This window comes from Salipiger sp. HF18 (assembly GCF_011806505.1).
GTDB classification, from domain to species: domain Bacteria; phylum Pseudomonadota; class Alphaproteobacteria; order Rhodobacterales; family Rhodobacteraceae; genus Salipiger; species Salipiger thiooxidans.
This window is the reverse complement of sequence record NZ_JAATOS010000078.1, coordinates 1-13979: the sequence shown is the minus strand read 5'-3', so window position 1 is coordinate 13979 and position 13979 is coordinate 1. Positions and strand designations below refer to the sequence as shown.

At 68.3% G+C, this 13979-nt stretch carries 17 protein-coding genes; 5 read left to right on the top strand and 12 right to left on the bottom strand.

Going from position 1 to position 13979, the window contains the following annotated elements:
* Positions 1 to 243: 243 nt before the first annotated feature.
* Complete coding sequence (locus tag HC022_RS09600; RefSeq protein WP_008883129.1) at positions 244 to 675, bottom strand: MarR family winged helix-turn-helix transcriptional regulator; 432 nt, start codon at positions 673 to 675, stop codon at positions 244 to 246.
* Positions 676 to 750: 75 nt separating this feature from the next.
* Here HC022_RS09600 and HC022_RS09595 point away from each other — a divergent pair, with 75 nt between their 5' ends.
* Positions 751 to 1206 carry a hypothetical protein gene (locus HC022_RS09595; RefSeq protein WP_167452274.1) on the top strand — a complete coding sequence of 152 codons (456 nt, stop codon included), beginning with the start codon at positions 751 to 753 and terminating at the stop codon, positions 1204 to 1206.
* 124 nt (positions 1207 to 1330) lie between these two features.
* Here HC022_RS09595 and HC022_RS09590 read toward each other — a convergent pair whose 3' ends face one another.
* Together HC022_RS09590 and HC022_RS09585 are read right to left on the bottom strand one after the other, a co-directional pair.
* Positions 1331 to 2890 (bottom strand): bifunctional UDP-sugar hydrolase/5'-nucleotidase, encoded by a 1560-nt coding sequence (locus HC022_RS09590; protein WP_167452273.1) that lies wholly within the window; start codon positions 2888 to 2890, stop codon positions 1331 to 1333.
* A 150-nt stretch (positions 2891 to 3040) separates the two neighbouring features.
* On the bottom strand, positions 3041 to 3613 hold the full coding sequence (locus tag HC022_RS09585) for a TetR/AcrR family transcriptional regulator (RefSeq protein ID WP_167452272.1): 573 nt from the start codon (positions 3611 to 3613) through the stop codon (positions 3041 to 3043).
* Between the two features lie 100 nt (positions 3614 to 3713).
* On the opposite strand from HC022_RS09585, the gene HC022_RS09580 reads away from it, so the two are divergent.
* From HC022_RS09580 to arsC, 4 genes are read left to right on the top strand one after another with little or no spacing between them, the layout of a single operon-like run.
* Positions 3714 to 3932, top strand: a complete 219-nt coding sequence (locus tag HC022_RS09580; protein ID WP_167452271.1) for a hypothetical protein — start codon at positions 3714 to 3716, stop codon at positions 3930 to 3932.
* A gap of 57 nt (positions 3933 to 3989) precedes the next feature.
* Positions 3990 to 4328, top strand: a complete 339-nt coding sequence (locus HC022_RS09575; RefSeq protein WP_008883452.1) for a DUF952 domain-containing protein — start codon at positions 3990 to 3992, stop codon at positions 4326 to 4328.
* Positions 4325 to 5383 (top strand): quinone-dependent dihydroorotate dehydrogenase, encoded by a 1059-nt coding sequence (locus tag HC022_RS09570; RefSeq protein WP_167452270.1) that lies wholly within the window; start codon positions 4325 to 4327, stop codon positions 5381 to 5383. The genes HC022_RS09575 and HC022_RS09570 overlap by 4 nt, the downstream gene beginning before the upstream one ends.
* Entirely contained in the window at positions 5380 to 5718 is a 339-nt protein-coding gene (gene arsC, locus HC022_RS09565) for an arsenate reductase (glutaredoxin) (RefSeq protein ID WP_167452269.1), read from the top strand. The genes HC022_RS09570 and arsC overlap by 4 nt, the downstream gene beginning before the upstream one ends.
* A 5-nt stretch (positions 5719 to 5723) precedes the next feature.
* On the opposite strand, the gene HC022_RS09560 is transcribed toward arsC, so the two are convergent.
* The 9 genes from HC022_RS09560 to HC022_RS09520 form a co-directional block, all read right to left on the bottom strand.
* On the bottom strand, positions 5724 to 6680 hold the full coding sequence (locus HC022_RS09560; RefSeq protein ID WP_167452268.1) for a calcium/sodium antiporter: 957 nt from the start codon (positions 6678 to 6680) through the stop codon (positions 5724 to 5726).
* 119 nt (positions 6681 to 6799) lie between these two features.
* Positions 6800 to 8014: a phenylacetate--CoA ligase family protein gene (locus tag HC022_RS09555; RefSeq protein WP_175583519.1), complete on the bottom strand. Its 1215-nt coding sequence runs from the start codon at positions 8012 to 8014 to the stop codon at positions 6800 to 6802.
* A 19-nt stretch (positions 8015 to 8033) separates the two neighbouring features.
* Positions 8034 to 8594, bottom strand: a complete 561-nt coding sequence (gene thpR / locus HC022_RS09550) for an RNA 2',3'-cyclic phosphodiesterase (RefSeq protein WP_167452267.1) — start codon at positions 8592 to 8594, stop codon at positions 8034 to 8036.
* Between the two features lie 9 nt (positions 8595 to 8603).
* Positions 8604 to 9425: an ABC transporter ATP-binding protein gene (locus tag HC022_RS09545; protein ID WP_008882929.1), complete on the bottom strand. Its 822-nt coding sequence runs from the start codon at positions 9423 to 9425 to the stop codon at positions 8604 to 8606.
* Positions 9426 to 9493: 68 nt separating this feature from the next.
* The gene (locus HC022_RS09540) at positions 9494 to 10786 is read right to left on the bottom strand and encodes an ABC transporter substrate-binding protein (protein WP_167452266.1); all 1293 of its coding nucleotides are present in this window, start codon (positions 10784 to 10786) and stop codon (positions 9494 to 9496) included.
* 51 nt (positions 10787 to 10837) lie between these two features.
* Positions 10838 to 11914, bottom strand: coding sequence for a branched-chain amino acid ABC transporter permease (locus HC022_RS09535; RefSeq protein WP_008883067.1), 1077 nt, complete (start codon positions 11912 to 11914; stop codon positions 10838 to 10840).
* A gap of 96 nt (positions 11915 to 12010) precedes the next feature.
* The gene (locus HC022_RS09530) at positions 12011 to 12265 is read right to left on the bottom strand and encodes a hypothetical protein (protein ID WP_008883061.1); all 255 of its coding nucleotides are present in this window, start codon (positions 12263 to 12265) and stop codon (positions 12011 to 12013) included.
* 239 nt (positions 12266 to 12504) lie between these two features.
* Positions 12505 to 13458, bottom strand: coding sequence for a branched-chain amino acid ABC transporter permease (locus tag HC022_RS09525; RefSeq protein ID WP_008883319.1), 954 nt, complete (start codon positions 13456 to 13458; stop codon positions 12505 to 12507).
* Positions 13459 to 13471: 13 nt separating this feature from the next.
* On the bottom strand, positions 13472 to 13979 hold a 508-nt coding region (locus HC022_RS09520; protein ID WP_167452265.1), incomplete at its 5' end, for an ABC transporter ATP-binding protein.

Sequence of the window (13979 nt, the reverse complement as noted above, 5' to 3'; positions counted from 1 at the left end):
GGCAGCAGTGCACGACGAGCGGCGCCTCGGCGAGACGGTAGGCGATTTCTCCACAGGTGCAGTGGCCTTGCATCGGTGACTCCCAGGGTTCCCGGCGCAGGATGCCCGTCCCCGCGCGGTTTGGCCAGCGGCGGATGCGTCGGGGACGTGGCCCGGCGTTGCGCCAGGCGACGCGGAAGCCGGGGGCGCTGCCCCCGTCCGCTGGCGCGGACTCCCCCGGAGTTTATCCGGCAAGATGAAGGGTCAGGGCTTCAAGGAGTCGATGGCGTGGGTCATGAGGCGGATGAAGTCGCTGCGCTCGGCGCCGCTCATGCCGCGCATGGCCTGAGCGTTGACCGCGTTGGCGGCGGCCTCGGCGGGGCCCTGCAGGGCGCGGGCGTGCTCGGTCAGGTGGATGGTGCGGGCGCGGGAATCGCTGTCATGGGCGCGGCGGGTGATCAGCCCGTCGCGTTCCATCCGCTTCAGCGTGTTGGCCATGGTGGCCTGCTCCACGTCGAGCCGGGCCACGAGGTCGCGCTGGGTGAGCCCGTCCTCGCGCCAGAGCTCGATCAGGGTCATGAACTGCCCCGGCGCCAGCCCGAGCGGGCGGATGCGTTCGGCCAGGGCGTGGGCGAAGACCCGCGCCATGTGGTTGGCCAGATAGCCGGCGGACCGGTGCTTGTCGAAATCGCTCATGGGGCTTGCCTATACTTACATAGCGCGCTATGCAATCAGCATATACATAGCTCGCTATTCAAAAGAAGAGTCGCAATGTCCCGTTCCCGTCTCGTCACGCTGCATGGGGTTTCCGGCGCCGCGGCGCTTGGCCTCGTCGCCTGTTTCTGGTCGCTCGCGCTCTGGTGCGAGCTGGGCGCGTCTGCGGCCACCGTCGTGGTGCTGCGGCAGGGCATCCTTTACGCGCTGCCGCTTCTGGTGCGGGCGCTGGCCACCGCCGGGGCGAGCGGTGCCCGGCTGGCGGGGCGCGTGCCCGGCCCCGCCGCGCGGGCCAAGCTGCGGCGGATGCGGCTGGCCGCGGTCAACGGGCTGCTGGTGATGATCCCGGCGGCGGTGTTCCTCGGGCTGCGGGCGCGGGCGGGGGATCTTTCGGGGCCCTTCGCCACGGTGCAGGCGGTGGAGCTCTGTGCCGGTGCGGTGAACATCGTGCTGCTGGGGCGCAACCTTGCCGCGGGTCTGGCGATGCGCGCCCGCGCGCCGCGTCGCGCGTGAGGTCCGGCCGGGTACAGCCCCCCGGATGCAGGCCGCCGGATGAAGGCCCCGGGATGCAGAAAGGGCGCGCAGACCCCGGTCCGCGCGCCCTTCCCCTGTCCTGCAGCCGTTCAGGCGGCGGGGATCACTCCTTCACGGTGATCCGGCCATCGGTGTAGGGCGTGTAGGGGGTGTTGGCGGCGAGGTATTCCGCCGTCACGTCGGCGAGGTCGGGGCCGAAGTCGTAGGCGTTCTCGGCGTCCACGAACATCTTGTAGCCGTCGCCGCCGTTGCGCACGTAGTTGTTGGACACCACGCCGTAGACCTTTTCGGGGTCGATGTCGGAGCCGCCGACCTTGACGTCGGAGATCCGGCTGCCCGGCTCGGCCGAGGGATCGATGGTGAAGGACATGCCCGAGACCTGCGGGAAGCGGCCGGCGCCCTCTTCCATCTGGCTGGCGCCGTTCTCGAGCGCCTGGACAAGGGTGCTGCCCTTGACCTGGAAGGTCGAGAGCGTGTTCTGGAACGGCAGCACCGTCAGCACCTCGCCCATGGTCACCTCGCCCGCGTCGATCGAGGCGCGCAGACCGCCGCCGTTCGAGATGGCGACGTCGATGCCCTGGTCCTTGACCCGGTCGAGCATGGCGTCGGCCACCAGGTTGCCCATCGGGCATTCCTCGGCGCGGCACATCTCGCGCGAGCCGACGATCTCGTCCGAGGTCTCGGCCACCACCTTGTTGCGGATCTCGTCCAGCGGCGCGGCGGCCTCGGCGATGCGGTCGACGGTGGCCGCGTCCTCGGCCACGGAGGCGTCCATTATCAGCGGCGCGCCCTCGGCCGAGACGACCTTGCCGTCATCGTCGAAGGTCACGTTGAGTTCGCCCAGGAACTTGCCATAGGCATAGGCCGAGACGATGGCGGTGTCGCCCACCATGGTCGGATAGGGCCCCTCGGCGCCGTCCATCTCGCCCAGGAGGGTGTTGGTGTGGCCGCCGACGATCACGTCGACGCCGGTGGTGTTCTCGGCCACCGAGATGTCGACCTTGTAGCCCGAGTGCGACAGCACGATGATCTTGTTGACGCCCTCTTCGGTCAGCTTGTCGACCTCGCCCTGCACCGCGTCGGCGGGGGCCGTGAAGACGATGTTCGGACCCGGCGAGGCGAGCTCGTCGGTGTCCTGCGGGGTGAGGCCGATGAGGCCGATCTTCTCGCCGTTCTTCTCGATGATCGTGGATTTCATGATCGCATCGGAGAGCAGCGGCTCGCCCGAGATGTCGGCGTTCGACATCAGCACCGGGAAATCGACCGAATCGACGAAGCCGCGCAGCACCTCGGGGCCGTCGTCGAATTCGTGGTTGCCCACGGTCATCGCGTCGTAGCCCATCTTGTTCATCATCTCGGCGGCGAGCTTGCCCTTGTAATAGGTGTAGAACAGCGTGCCCTGGAACTGGTCGCCACCATCGACGAGCAGGTAGTTGTCGAGCCGCGCCTTCGCGTCTTCGAGCGCCGTCACCAGGCGGGCGGAGCCGCCAAAGCACTCGCCCGCGGTGTTGTCCTCGCCCGAGCAGGTCGAATCGTACTTGCTGATCGGCTCGAAGCGCGAGTGGAAGTCATTGGTGTGGAGGATGGTGAGCGAGTAATCGGCGCTTGCCGCGCCAGCGGTGATAGCAAGCGCCGCGGCACTGCTCAGCAGACGAAAAGTCATCGGGAGAACCTCTCTGTAGGCATTTATGTCAAGGATGTTGCAACGCTTCTGCGGCGCTGTCAAAGCGCCGCTGCCCCTGCCCTGCCCCGGCTCGGCGACACTGCCTTGACGCGGCGCGCCGATGCCCGGAAAACGCCTGCCCGGATCGGGTTACGGCCGGGTCCAGCCGCGCACCAGGGTCCGCGCGATGCCGCCGGTGTCGGCGTCGAGCCGATTGACGAGCAGGTGCAGCCAGGCCATCGCCATCATCGCCTGCGCCATGCTCCGCGACGGCACCTCGTCCGAGAGCTCGTCGCGCTGCACCGCCCGTTCGAACAGCACCGACAGGCTGTCCAGCCGGTCCTGCCGGTAGGCCTCGAGCGCCTCGCGCACATCGTCGTCGCCCTGCGAGGCCGCGACGATGTGGCGGAAGATGCCGCCTTCAGGGCGGCTCCAGTGGGCGAAGAGCGTGTCCAGAAAGGCCTTCACGTCACCCTCGAGCGTGCCGGTGTCGGGGTAGCTCGTGATCGTCTTCTGGCGCTGGTAGACCGCCAGCAGCAGCGCCCCGCGGGTCGGCCACCAGCGGTAGAGCGTCGCCTTGCCCGCCCGCGCGCGCCGGGCCACCGCCTCCATGGTGAGCGCGCCGATGCCCTGCTCCTCGACGATTTCCACCGCCGCATCCAGCACGGCGGATTCGGTCGCGGGGTTGCGTCGGGCGCCGATGGATGCGCGTTTTTCGGTCATTGCTGGCGATCGTCCAAGGTTTTTTCCCTCATACGGCTTTACAGCGCCGGAGGCCAGCCTTTATAGGAACGATACGTTCCGTTCCATTATGGAGACGCACATGTCCCGCACCGCCCGCGCCCCCTCCCGCCCCCGCTTCGCCGTCTTGGTCTTTCTCATGGTCTATCCGCTTGTCACCGGGCTGATCTACGCGCTCACGCCGCTGACCGTCGACTGGCAGATATGGCAGCGCAATCTCGTGCTGGTGCCGATCATCGTGATCTCGATGATCTGGGTGATCATCCCCCGCATCCACCGGCATTTCGCCCGCTGGCTGTGAGGCGAAGGCGCCTCGCCGGGGATTGACCGGAGGGGCGTTCCCCGGCATCTGGATGCCATGCTTATTTACAAGATCCTCAGATCCGAAGAATGGGCCGCGCTGCAGGCCGAAAACGAGACCGCAGGCGCCCCCATCGACGTGGCCGACGGCTATGTGCATTTCTCGACCCTCGAACAGGTGCGCGAGACCGCGTCCAAGCATTTCGACGGCATAGAGGGTCTCTACCTGCTGGCGCTCGAGGCCGACACTCTCGGCCCCGAGCTGAAGTGGGAGCCCTCGCGCGGCGGTGCGCTCTTCCCCCACCTCTACGGCCCGCTGCGGCTGGCGGACGTGCGCTGGTCGCGCCCGCTGCCGCTGGAAGTCGGCGGCCACCTGTTCCCGGATGACATGACATGAGCCTGTTCGAACGCGCAGGTCTCGCGCTGCTGCACCGGATGGACCCCGAAAGCGCCCACGGCCTCGCCCTCGCGGCGCTGCGCAAGGGGCTAGCGCCCTCGGCCGGCACGCTGACCTCGGACCGGCTGGCATGCACGGTGGCGGGGCTGGAGCTGTCCAACCCGGTGGGGCTTGCCGCGGGCTTCGACAAGAACGCCGAGGCTCTGCAGGCGCTGTCGCAATCGGGCTTCGGCTTCGTCGAGGTCGGCGCCGTGACGCCCCGGCCGCAGCCGGGCAACCCCAAGCCGCGGCTCTTCCGGCTGACCGAGGACCGCGCCGCGATCAATCGTTTCGGCTTCAACAATGACGGCATGGAGGCGGTCGCGGGCCGCCTGATGCGCCGCCCCCGGGACATGGTGCTGGGGCTCAACCTCGGCGCCAACAAGGACAGCAGCGACCGCGCTGCCGATTTCGCGCAGGTGCTGAGCCGCTGCGGCGAGGAGCTCGATTTCGCCACCGTCAACGTGAGCTCGCCCAACACCGAGCGGCTGCGCGACCTGCAGGGCAAGGACGCGCTGGCGGGCCTGCTGGCGGGGGTCATGCAGGCGCGCGCGGCGCTGGCGCACCCGATTCCGGTTTTCCTCAAGATCGCGCCGGATCTCGACGAGGCGGGCCTTGCGGACGTGGCCGAGGTGGCGCTGTCCTCGGGCGTCTCGGGCGTGATCGCCACCAACACCACCCTCTCGCGCGAAGGGCTCGTGTCGCCGCTGCGCGATCAGGCCGGCGGCGTCTCCGGCGCCCCACTCTTCGAGAAATCCACCCGCGTACTGGCGCGGCTCTCGGTGCTGACCGAGGGCAAGCTGCCGCTGATCGGCGTGGGCGGGGTCTCGAACGCCGAACAGGCCTATGCCAAGATCCGCGCGGGCGCCTCGGCGGTGCAGGTCTACACCGCGCTGGTCTACGGCGGCATGAGCCTCGTGCCCGAGATCGTCACCGGGCTCGACGCCCTGCTCGCCCGCGACGGCTTTGCCAACGTGGCCGAGGCGGTTGGCACCGGCCGGGAGGACTGGCTGTGATCCTCTGGCACAATCCGCGCTGCTCGAAATCCCGTGCAGCACTGGCGCTGCTGCAGGAGCACGGCGTGGACCCCGAGATCCGCAAGTATCTCGAGGACGCGCCCTCGCTCGACGAGCTGCGCGCCGCGCAGGCCGCGCTCGGGCTGCCCGCCATCGAGATGATGCGCCGCGGCGAGCCCGCGTTCCGCGCACTGGGGCTTGCGCCCGACAGCGACGACGAGACCCTTCTGCGCGCCATGACCGAAGAGCCCAAGCTGATCGAGCGCCCGCTCGCCATCGACGGCGACCGCGCGGTGATCGGGCGGCCGCCGGAACGGGTGCTCGAGCTGCTCTGAGGCGCTCAGATCGCAGTCGCCACCAGCCAGCCCACGTAGACCACGTAGGCCGCCAGCAGAAGCGCGCCCTCACGCCGGCTGACACGCCAGCCGGTCGTCGCGAAGAGCGTCAGGGCCAGCGTCGCGCCGAGCATCACCCAGATGTCGAGCCGGACGATCTCGGGCGGGACGGCCAGCGGCTGCACCAGCCCCGTGACGCCGAGAATGCCCAGTATGTTGAAGATGTTGCTGCCGACGATGTTGCCGAATGCCACGTCGCCCTGCCCCTTGCGGACCGCCAGCACCGAGGTGACAAGCTCGGGCATCGACGTGCCTACGGCAACGATGGTGAGACCGATCACCGTCTCGGGAATCCCCGCCATCTGGGCCAGCCCCACCGCGCCCGTGACGAGGAACTTCGCCGCGAGGATGATCCCCGCGAGCCCGCCGAAAGTCAGCAGCAGGTCACGCCAGGGGCGCCCTTCGGGGATGTCGAACACTTGGGCCTCGGCCTCAAAGACCGCCTGCGCGGCGGTGGCGCGACGGCGTTCGTGCACCAGCGTGCCGCCGACATAGGCCAGAAGCGCCAGCACCAGCGCGGCGCCTGCAACCCGCCCGATCTCGCCCATCAGCGTGCAGCCGAGGCAGAGCGCGGTGGCAACCAGAAGCACCGTGCCGTCGCGCCGGAAGGCGGCGCGCTCGACCGCGATCGGCGCCATCAGCGCGGCGATCCCGAGGATCAGGAGGATGTTGCCGGTGTTGCTGCCGACGACATTGCCCATGGCGATGCCCGGCGAGCCGACCCAAGCCGCCTGCAGGCTGGTCACCAGCTCGGGCAGAGAGGTTCCGAAACCGACGAGGGTCAGGCCGATGACCAGCGGCGACAGGCCGAGCCGGCGCGCGAGCGCGACCGAGCCGCGCACAAGCGCGTCGCCTCCCAGGACAAGTCCGACAAGGCCCAGGACGAGAAGAACGATGTTCATGATGGGGGGATCACCCGAAGACACGCGCTGAACCGCGTTAGCCGTGAGATGGGGGGCGCCGTTGGCGGGTCAACCCCCTCTCGGTGAATGTCCCCGCGCCGGGGGCGGCGCGCAGCCGGTCAGTCGTATTGCCTCGTGTCCTCGATCACCACGCCGTCGCGGGGCAGACCGCCGGGCTTGACCAGCTCGACGATGCCCTTGAGCTTCAGCACCTCCGAGATCGTGCCGGCGTAGGCGCCCGGATCCTCGGCAACGGTCTCGATGCGCACGGTCATCACGTCCATCTCGCCATCGCGGCTGGCCACCACACGCGCCCGGTCGATCTCGGAATGTTTGGCCACCAGCGCGGCGACCTGCTCGGGGCGCACGAACATGCCCTTGATCTTGGTGGTCTGGTCGGCGCGGCCCATCCAGCCCTTGATGCGCAGGTTGGTGCGGCCGCAGGGGCTCTCACCCTCCATCACCGCGCTCATGTCGCCGGTGGCGAAGCGGACCAGCGGGTAGTCCGGGTTGAGCGTGGTCACCACCACCTCGCCGACCTCGCCCGGGGCCACCGGGTCGCCGGTGCCCGGGGTCACGATCTCGACGATCACCTGCTCGTCGCAGATCATCCCCTCCATCGCCTCGCTCTCGTAGGCCACCATGCCGAGATCCGCCGTCGCGTAACACTGCCGGCACGAGATGCCGCGGTCGGCGTAGAACTGGCGCAGCGACGGGAACAGCGCCCCGCCCGACACCGCCGCCCGCGCGATTCTGAGCTCGAGCCCCATCTCGTCGGCCTTCTCGAGGATCAGCTTCAGGTAATCCGGCGTGCCCGCGTAGGCGGTGACGCCCACGTCATGGGCGGCGCGGGCCTGCAGCTCGGTCTGGCCGGTGCCGGCGGGCAGCACGGCGGCGCCCACGGCCCGCGCGCCGTTCTCGAAGATCATGCCGGCGGGGGTCAGGTGATAGCCGAAGCAGTTCTGCACGATGTCGCCCAGCCCGATGCCGCAGGCGTTGAGGAAACGCCCCAGCCGCCACCAGTCGTGCTCGGCCCCGCCCGGCTCGTAGATCGGGCCCGGCGACTGGAAGACATGCGCGAAGCCGTGCGCAGGCCGCGCCGCGTAGCCACCGAAGGGCGCCGCCGCCCCCTGCGCCGAGACCAGCGCCGACTTGCGCAGCACCGGCAGCGCGGCAAGCGCCGCGCGGTCGGTCACCGACGCCGCGTCGATCCCGGCCAGCGACGTGGCATAGCCCGGCAACTTCTGCGCTCGCGCGATCTGCGCGGGCAGCGCCTCGGTCAGCGCCGTGGCGCGCTCGTCGGCGCTGCGGGTTTCCAGGTCGTCGTAATACATGCTCAGCCGAGCCTCCCTTTCAGTCTTCCCCGGATCCTGCGTCCAGCCTGTATTCCGCCAGGGTCTCGTAGACCGCGCCCGCGGGCGTCAGCACCGACCCCACCAATCTCATCACCTCGACCGGCGCGGGGTCGGAGCGCACCCCGGCATGGTGCGCCACGGCCTCCTCGAACCGCGCCCGGTCCGCCGGACCCAGCCCCGCGCCGAAACGCAAAAGCGTCACGTGCGGGCGGAACCTCTCGCGCGGCAGCGCGATCCCCGCCGCGGTCACCGCCTTCAGTGCCGCGCGGCGCAGCGCCACGAGCCCCGGTGCGCGCGCCACCTCTGCCGCCAGCAGCTTCACCCGCCGCCCGCCAAAGGCGGTGAGCCCCGCGACTGCCATCTCGCAGCCCGGCAGCGGGCTGCCGTCGAGGGCCATGTGCAGCTCGTCCAGCACCGCTTCGGGCTGGTCGTCGAGGAAGGCCAGCGTCAGGTGCAGGTTTTCCTCGGGCACCGGCCGCCCCACCGGCACCGCCTCCTGCAGCCCGAGCATGATCGGCAGCAGCGGCTCGGGAACCGGCAGGCCGAGAAAGCAGCGCATCGCCCCGTGTCATGCCAGCCAGCGCTTGCGGCGGCGGTAGGAGCGCACGTCGCGGAACGATTTGCGGCCGTCGTCCGACATGCCGAGGTAGAATTCCTTGACGTCCGGGTTCTCGCGCAGGTCCGCCGCGGGGCCGTCCATCACCACGCGCCCGTTTTCGAGGATGTAGCCGTAATGCGCGTAGCGCAGCGCCACGTTGGTGTTCTGTTCGGCCAGCAGGAACGACGTGCCCTCGCCCTCGTTCACCGCTTTCACGATCTCGAAGATCTGCTCCACCAGCTGCGGCGCAAGGCCCATCGACGGCTCGTCCAGCAGGATCGTCTCGGGGCGCGACATCAGCGCCCGCCCGATGGCGCACATCTGCTGCTCGCCACCCGAGGTGTAGCCGGCCTGCGACTTGCGCCGCTCCCTGAGCCGGGGAAAATAGTCGTAGACCATCTCGAGATCGCGCTCGACCGCGGCCTTGCCGTCGCGCCGGGTGAAGGCGCCGGTCATCAGGTTTTCCTCGATGGTCAGGTGCTCGAAGCAGTGGCGTCCCTCCATCACCTGGATCACGCCCTTCTTCACCAGCGCCGCCGGGTCGAGATCCTGCACGCGCTCGCCGCGATACATGACCGAGCCCTTGGTGACCTCGCCGCGCTCGGAGTGCAGCAGGTTCGAGATCGCCTTCAGCGTCGTGGTCTTGCCCGCGCCGTTGCCGCCCAGCAGCGCCGTGATGCCGCCCTTGGGCACCGACAGCGACACGCCTTTCAGCACGAGGATGACGTGGTTGTAGATCACCTCGATATTGTTGACCTCGAGAAGGGTCTCGGTGCGCCCGGCGTCCAGCATGATTTCATCTTTCTCCTATGGGTCACGGCCCGGCGGCAGCGGCTGGCGCCGCCGCCGGTCGTGTCAGCTCACATCTGGCAGTCTTCGTTGACCGGCCAGGGCGCGTTGGCCTCGGCGTATTCCTTGGCCTTGGCCATCTCGAGCTCGGAGATGGCCTCGCTGTCGGGCATGATGAGGTCCGACGCCTTCACGAATTTCGCGCCGTCCCACTCGAGGATCCAGCCGCCGGAGTGGCCGGTGTGGTTCGAGCACGAGGTCGAGAACGGCGGCCCCATGCCGGTGAGGCCGAGCTCTTCGAGCCGCTCCTCGGTGAGGTTGAGGTTCTCGAGACCCCAGCGCAGATCGGAGGCAGAGATGTCGGGCTTGCCCGCATGTTCCTGCGCCACCACGATGCCCTCGGCAAGGATCGCCGAGATCACCAGACCGCGGGAGTAGAAGACGCCTTCCATCTCCTCGGGGTTGGTCTGCGACTTGCCCGCGTCGATCACGTACTTCTTGACGTCGGCCATGACCGGCGCGTCGGGGTTCGGGAAGGACCAGCTGACGGACTTGTAGCCCTTGCCGTCCTCGCCCACGAGCTTGAGGTCGGCGTCATGCCCGGCCCACCAGACGCCGAGGATGTTCTCCATCGGGTACTTGGTCTTTGCGGCCTCGGTGATGGCGCCGGCGTTCATCGCGCCCCAGCCCCAGAGCACCACGTAGTCGGGACGCTCGCGGCGGATCTGCAGCCACTGCGCCGACTGGTTCTGCATCTCCTTCAGGCCCACCGGGATCGGCAGCAGCTCGAAGCCCATCGCCTCGGCCTTCATCTCGAGATAGGGCAGCGGCTCCTTGCCGAACGGGTGGTCGAGGTGCAGGAAGGCAACCTTCTTGCCGCTCAGATCGCCCATTTCCGAGAGGTACTTCAGAATAATCGAGGCCCCGTCCCAGTAGCTCAGCGGGGTGTTGAAGGCCCACTGGAACACCGCCCCGTCCGCCATCGGCGAGAAGCCGTAGCCGGGCGCGAGGATCGGGATCTCGTCGACGTTGGTCTTGGGCAGCACCTGCAGCGTGATGCCGGTGGACCAGGGCTGGGTCACGATCGCCGAGCCTTTGGTCTTCTCGTAGCACTCCACGCCCTTTTCGGTGTTGTAGCCGGTCTCGCACTCGCTGAAGTCGATGGCGATGCCGCCGATGCCGCCGTCGCGGGCGTTGAGCATGGCCATGTAGTCGGCCTGGCCGTTCATGATCGGGATGCCCGTCGCGGCGAACGGCCCGGTGCGGTAGGCGAGGTTCGGCGTCGAGAGCCCCTCGGCCATCGCGGTGGTTCCCATGAGCGCGCCCAGCGCCGCCACTGCGGCCAGCCTCTTGAACTGTTTCATCTTCAAGGTCTCCTCCCTTTTTATCCGATGATCTGCGGTTCGCCCGTCCCGTCAGTGCGGGAAGGGCCAGATGATGAGCTTCTCCCGGATCAGCGCCCAGAGCCGTGCCAGCCCGTGCGGTTCGATGATCAGGAAGAAGACGATGAGCGAGCCCACGATCATGATGTTCAGGTGCTCGACGGTGGCCGAGCTGATCGGGATGCCGAGCGCCTCGGGCAGCGTGTTCAGCAACACCGGCAGACCCACGATCAGGATCGCGCCAAGGTAGTTGCCGAGCACCGAGCCGAGCCCGCCGATGATGGCGATGAACAGGATGCGGAAGCTCAGCGGGATGTCGAAGAGGTTGGGCTCGGCCGCGCCGCGCCACATGAAGACGAAGAGCGCACCGGCGACACCGACCACGTAGGACGACACGGCGAAGGCGGTCAGCTTCGAGCGCATCAGGTTGATGCCGATGAGCTCGGCCGCGATGTCCATGTCGCGGGTCGCCTTCCACGTCCGCCCGAGGTTGCCGCGGGTGAGGTTGATGCAGACCACGGTGAGCAGCGTCACCACTCCCAGCACCACGAAATACTGCACGATGGACGAGGCCTGCGGGCCGGCGACGTAGACCCCGAAGATCTCGAGGTTCGGCACCTGGATCGCGCCCGAGGCGTTGTAGTTGTAGAGCCAGCCCCACTTCTCGAAGAGCCACACGAGGAAGAACTGCGCCGCCAGCGTCGCGATGGCGAGGTAGAAGCCCTTGATCCGCAGGCTGGGGATGCCGAAGGCCACGCCCACCCCGGCGCTGAACACGCCGGAGAACAGGATCGCCACGATCGGGTTCAGCCACGGCATCAGCGTGACCATCTTGTAGCAGGCGTAGGCGCCCACCCCCATGAAGGCCGCGGTGCCCAGCGACAGCTGCCCGGCGTAGCCCGTCAGCAGGTTCAGCCCCAGCGCTGCCAGCGAGTAGATCAGGATCGGGATCAGCAGCGTCTGGAAGGTGAACTCGCTCGCCGTCAGCGGAAAGATCACCCAGGCGAAGGCCAGGATCACCGCCAGGAGTACCGCGTCCTGCCGGACGGGAAACAGCGCCTGGTCGGCTTGGTAGCTGGTCTTGAATTGTCCGGCCGTGCGGTAGAGCATCTGGCCTCTCCTCCCTTGTCTGATGGCGCGCGAGGCACCTGTGCGGTCGGACGGGTCCGCCGCGAATTCGCGTTCGTAAGAGCCGCTTGCGCGGTGTCAGAGACTGCCTTCGTGCAGGCGCAGGTCCTCGTCGGGATAGGCCCGCTTCGGCGCCGGCGCGTAGCCCGTCACCTCCGAGTGCCGCACCAGCCAGAACCAGGCCCAGAGCCCCAGTCCCCCGCCGATTGCCGCAAGGATCACCGCGGTCACCATCTGCCCGCCCGCACCGCCACTGGCGGTCAGGGCGAGGTAGCCGAAGGCCCAGAAGCCGGCCCAGGCGGTGACGTTGAGGATCGCGATCAGCTTTGCCATCTCTTTCTTCTCCCTAGCGCGGTGGCGTCCGTTCTCCTTCCGGTGCCACCCACCTCCTTGCGTGGAGCCCAGAAGGGGGCTCCGCCCTTTTTCGGTGATCCCGGGCACGTGGTGCGCACCGTGTCTCACCTGTCTTTCGCCCGAAGGCTGGCCGGGACCCCTGCGTGACGGGGCTCCGCCCTCCGGCGCCTCAGACTCTCCCCCCGGAGGACCTGCCGCGCCAGAGGCGCGGACCGGCGCTAGACCCTTTCGATGATGCGTTCTCCGAACAGCCCCTGCGGGCGGAACAGCAGGACGATCAGCGCGAGCACGAACGCGAACCAGGTCTCGGTGTTGCCGCCCAGAAGCGGCTGACCCCAGTAGATCTCGAACAGCTTCTCGAGCATCCCGATCAACAGGCCACCCACGATGGCCCCGGTGATCGATTCGAGTCCACCCAGCATCAGCACCGGCAGCGCCTTGTAGGCGATGACCTCGAGCGCGAAGCTGACCCCCGCCCGCGCGCCCCAGGCGATGCCCGTGACCAGCGCGATGATGCCGGCGATGAACCAGACCAGAACCCAGATCTGCTGCAGCGAGATGCCCACCGACAGCGCCGCCTGGTGGTCGTCGCCCAGCGCCCGGATCGCCCGGCCCATGCGGGTCTTGTTGAGGAAAGCCAGCAGCGCCACCACCAGAAGGGCCGCCACGACCACCGCCGTGATGTCCTTCTGCTCGAGGATCAGCAGCCCGCCCCAGGGCTCGAGCACCAGCGAATCCGTGGGGATGCCGAGCTCGTCGGTGATCATCACCTTGTTCTCGCCGCCGAAAATGATCTCGCCGAGGCCGATCAGGAACAGCGTGATGCCGATGGTGGCCATGAAGAGGATGATGTCCGGCTGGCCGACCAGCGGGCGCAGCACCACCCGCTCGATCGAGACGGCGAGCACAAACATCACGCCCAGCGTCAGGATCACGCAGATCCAGGCGGGCACGCCCATGGCGTGCAGCCCCACCAGCGTCAGCGCCGCGAAGACCACCATGATGCCCTGCGCGAAGTTGAAGATCCGGCTCGAGCGGTAGATCAGCACGAAGCCCAGCGCGATCAGCGCGTAGAGGATGCCCGAGACCAGCCCCTCCCACAGCACCTGCAGCAGGAAGTCCGGCGCGGTGAACATGTCCACGAAGGGCTTGATGAAGATGTCGTTCAGCATGTCTGCGGTCTCCTCAATGCGACACGCCGAGATAGGCGTCGATCACGTCCTGGTTGCGGCGCACCTCGTCGGGCGGCCCGTCGCCGATCTTCTTACCGTAGTCCATGACCACCACCCGGTCGCTCAGGTCCATCACCACGCCCATGTCGTGCTCGATGAGCACGATGGTGGTGCCGAACTCGTCGTTCACGTCGAGGATGAAGCGGCTCATGTCCTCCTTCTCCTCGACGTTCATGCCGGCCATGGGCTCGTCGAGCAGCAGCATCGACGGCTCGGCGGCCAGCGCGCGGGCCAGCTCGACCCGCTTCTTGAGCCCGTAGGGCAGCCGCCCCACCGGGGTCTTGCGGATCGACTGGATCTCGAGGAAGTCGATGACCTTCTCGACCACCTCGCGGTTGGCGATCTCCTCGTTGCGGGCCTTGCCCCACCACAGCGCCTGGCTGGCGATGCCCGCGTGCATGTGGGTGAGCCGCCCGGTCATGACGTTGTCGAGCACCGTCATGCCCTCGAAGAGCGCGATG

Bases quoted from the DNA above. Each gene is read 5' to 3' on its own strand.
- HC022_RS09525 (WP_008883319.1), bottom strand. From the start codon at position 13,458: ATGCTGAACGACATCTTCATCAAGCCCTTCGTGGACATGTTCACCGCG.
- HC022_RS09570 (WP_167452270.1), top strand. From the start codon at position 4,325: ATGAGCCTGTTCGAACGCGCAGGTCTCGCGCTGCTGCACCGGATGGAC.
- HC022_RS09600 (WP_008883129.1), bottom strand. From the start codon at position 675: ATGAGCGATTTCGACAAGCACCGGTCCGCCGGCTATCTGGCCAACCAC.
- HC022_RS09545 (WP_008882929.1), bottom strand. From the start codon at position 9,425: ATGCTGGACGCCGGGCGCACCGAGACCCTTCTCGAGGTCAACAATATC.
- HC022_RS09560 (WP_167452268.1), bottom strand. From the start codon at position 6,680: ATGAACATCGTTCTTCTCGTCCTGGGCCTTGTCGGACTTGTCCTGGGA.
- HC022_RS09535 (WP_008883067.1), bottom strand. From the start codon at position 11,914: ATGCTCTACCGCACGGCCGGACAATTCAAGACCAGCTACCAAGCCGAC.
- HC022_RS09575 (WP_008883452.1), top strand. From the start codon at position 3,990: ATGCTTATTTACAAGATCCTCAGATCCGAAGAATGGGCCGCGCTGCAG.
- HC022_RS09530 (WP_008883061.1), bottom strand. From the start codon at position 12,265: ATGGCAAAGCTGATCGCGATCCTCAACGTCACCGCCTGGGCCGGCTTC.
- HC022_RS09555 (WP_175583519.1), bottom strand. From the start codon at position 8,014: ATGTATTACGACGACCTGGAAACCCGCAGCGCCGACGAGCGCGCCACG.
- HC022_RS09590 (WP_167452273.1), bottom strand. From the start codon at position 2,890: ATGACTTTTCGTCTGCTGAGCAGTGCCGCGGCGCTTGCTATCACCGCT.
- HC022_RS09595 (WP_167452274.1), top strand. From the start codon at position 751: ATGTCCCGTTCCCGTCTCGTCACGCTGCATGGGGTTTCCGGCGCCGCG.
- HC022_RS09585 (WP_167452272.1), bottom strand. From the start codon at position 3,613: ATGACCGAAAAACGCGCATCCATCGGCGCCCGACGCAACCCCGCGACC.
- HC022_RS09580 (WP_167452271.1), top strand. From the start codon at position 3,714: ATGTCCCGCACCGCCCGCGCCCCCTCCCGCCCCCGCTTCGCCGTCTTG.
- thpR (WP_167452267.1), bottom strand. From the start codon at position 8,594: ATGCGCTGCTTTCTCGGCCTGCCGGTTCCCGAGCCGCTGCTGCCGATC.
- HC022_RS09540 (WP_167452266.1), bottom strand. From the start codon at position 10,786: ATGAAACAGTTCAAGAGGCTGGCCGCAGTGGCGGCGCTGGGCGCGCTC.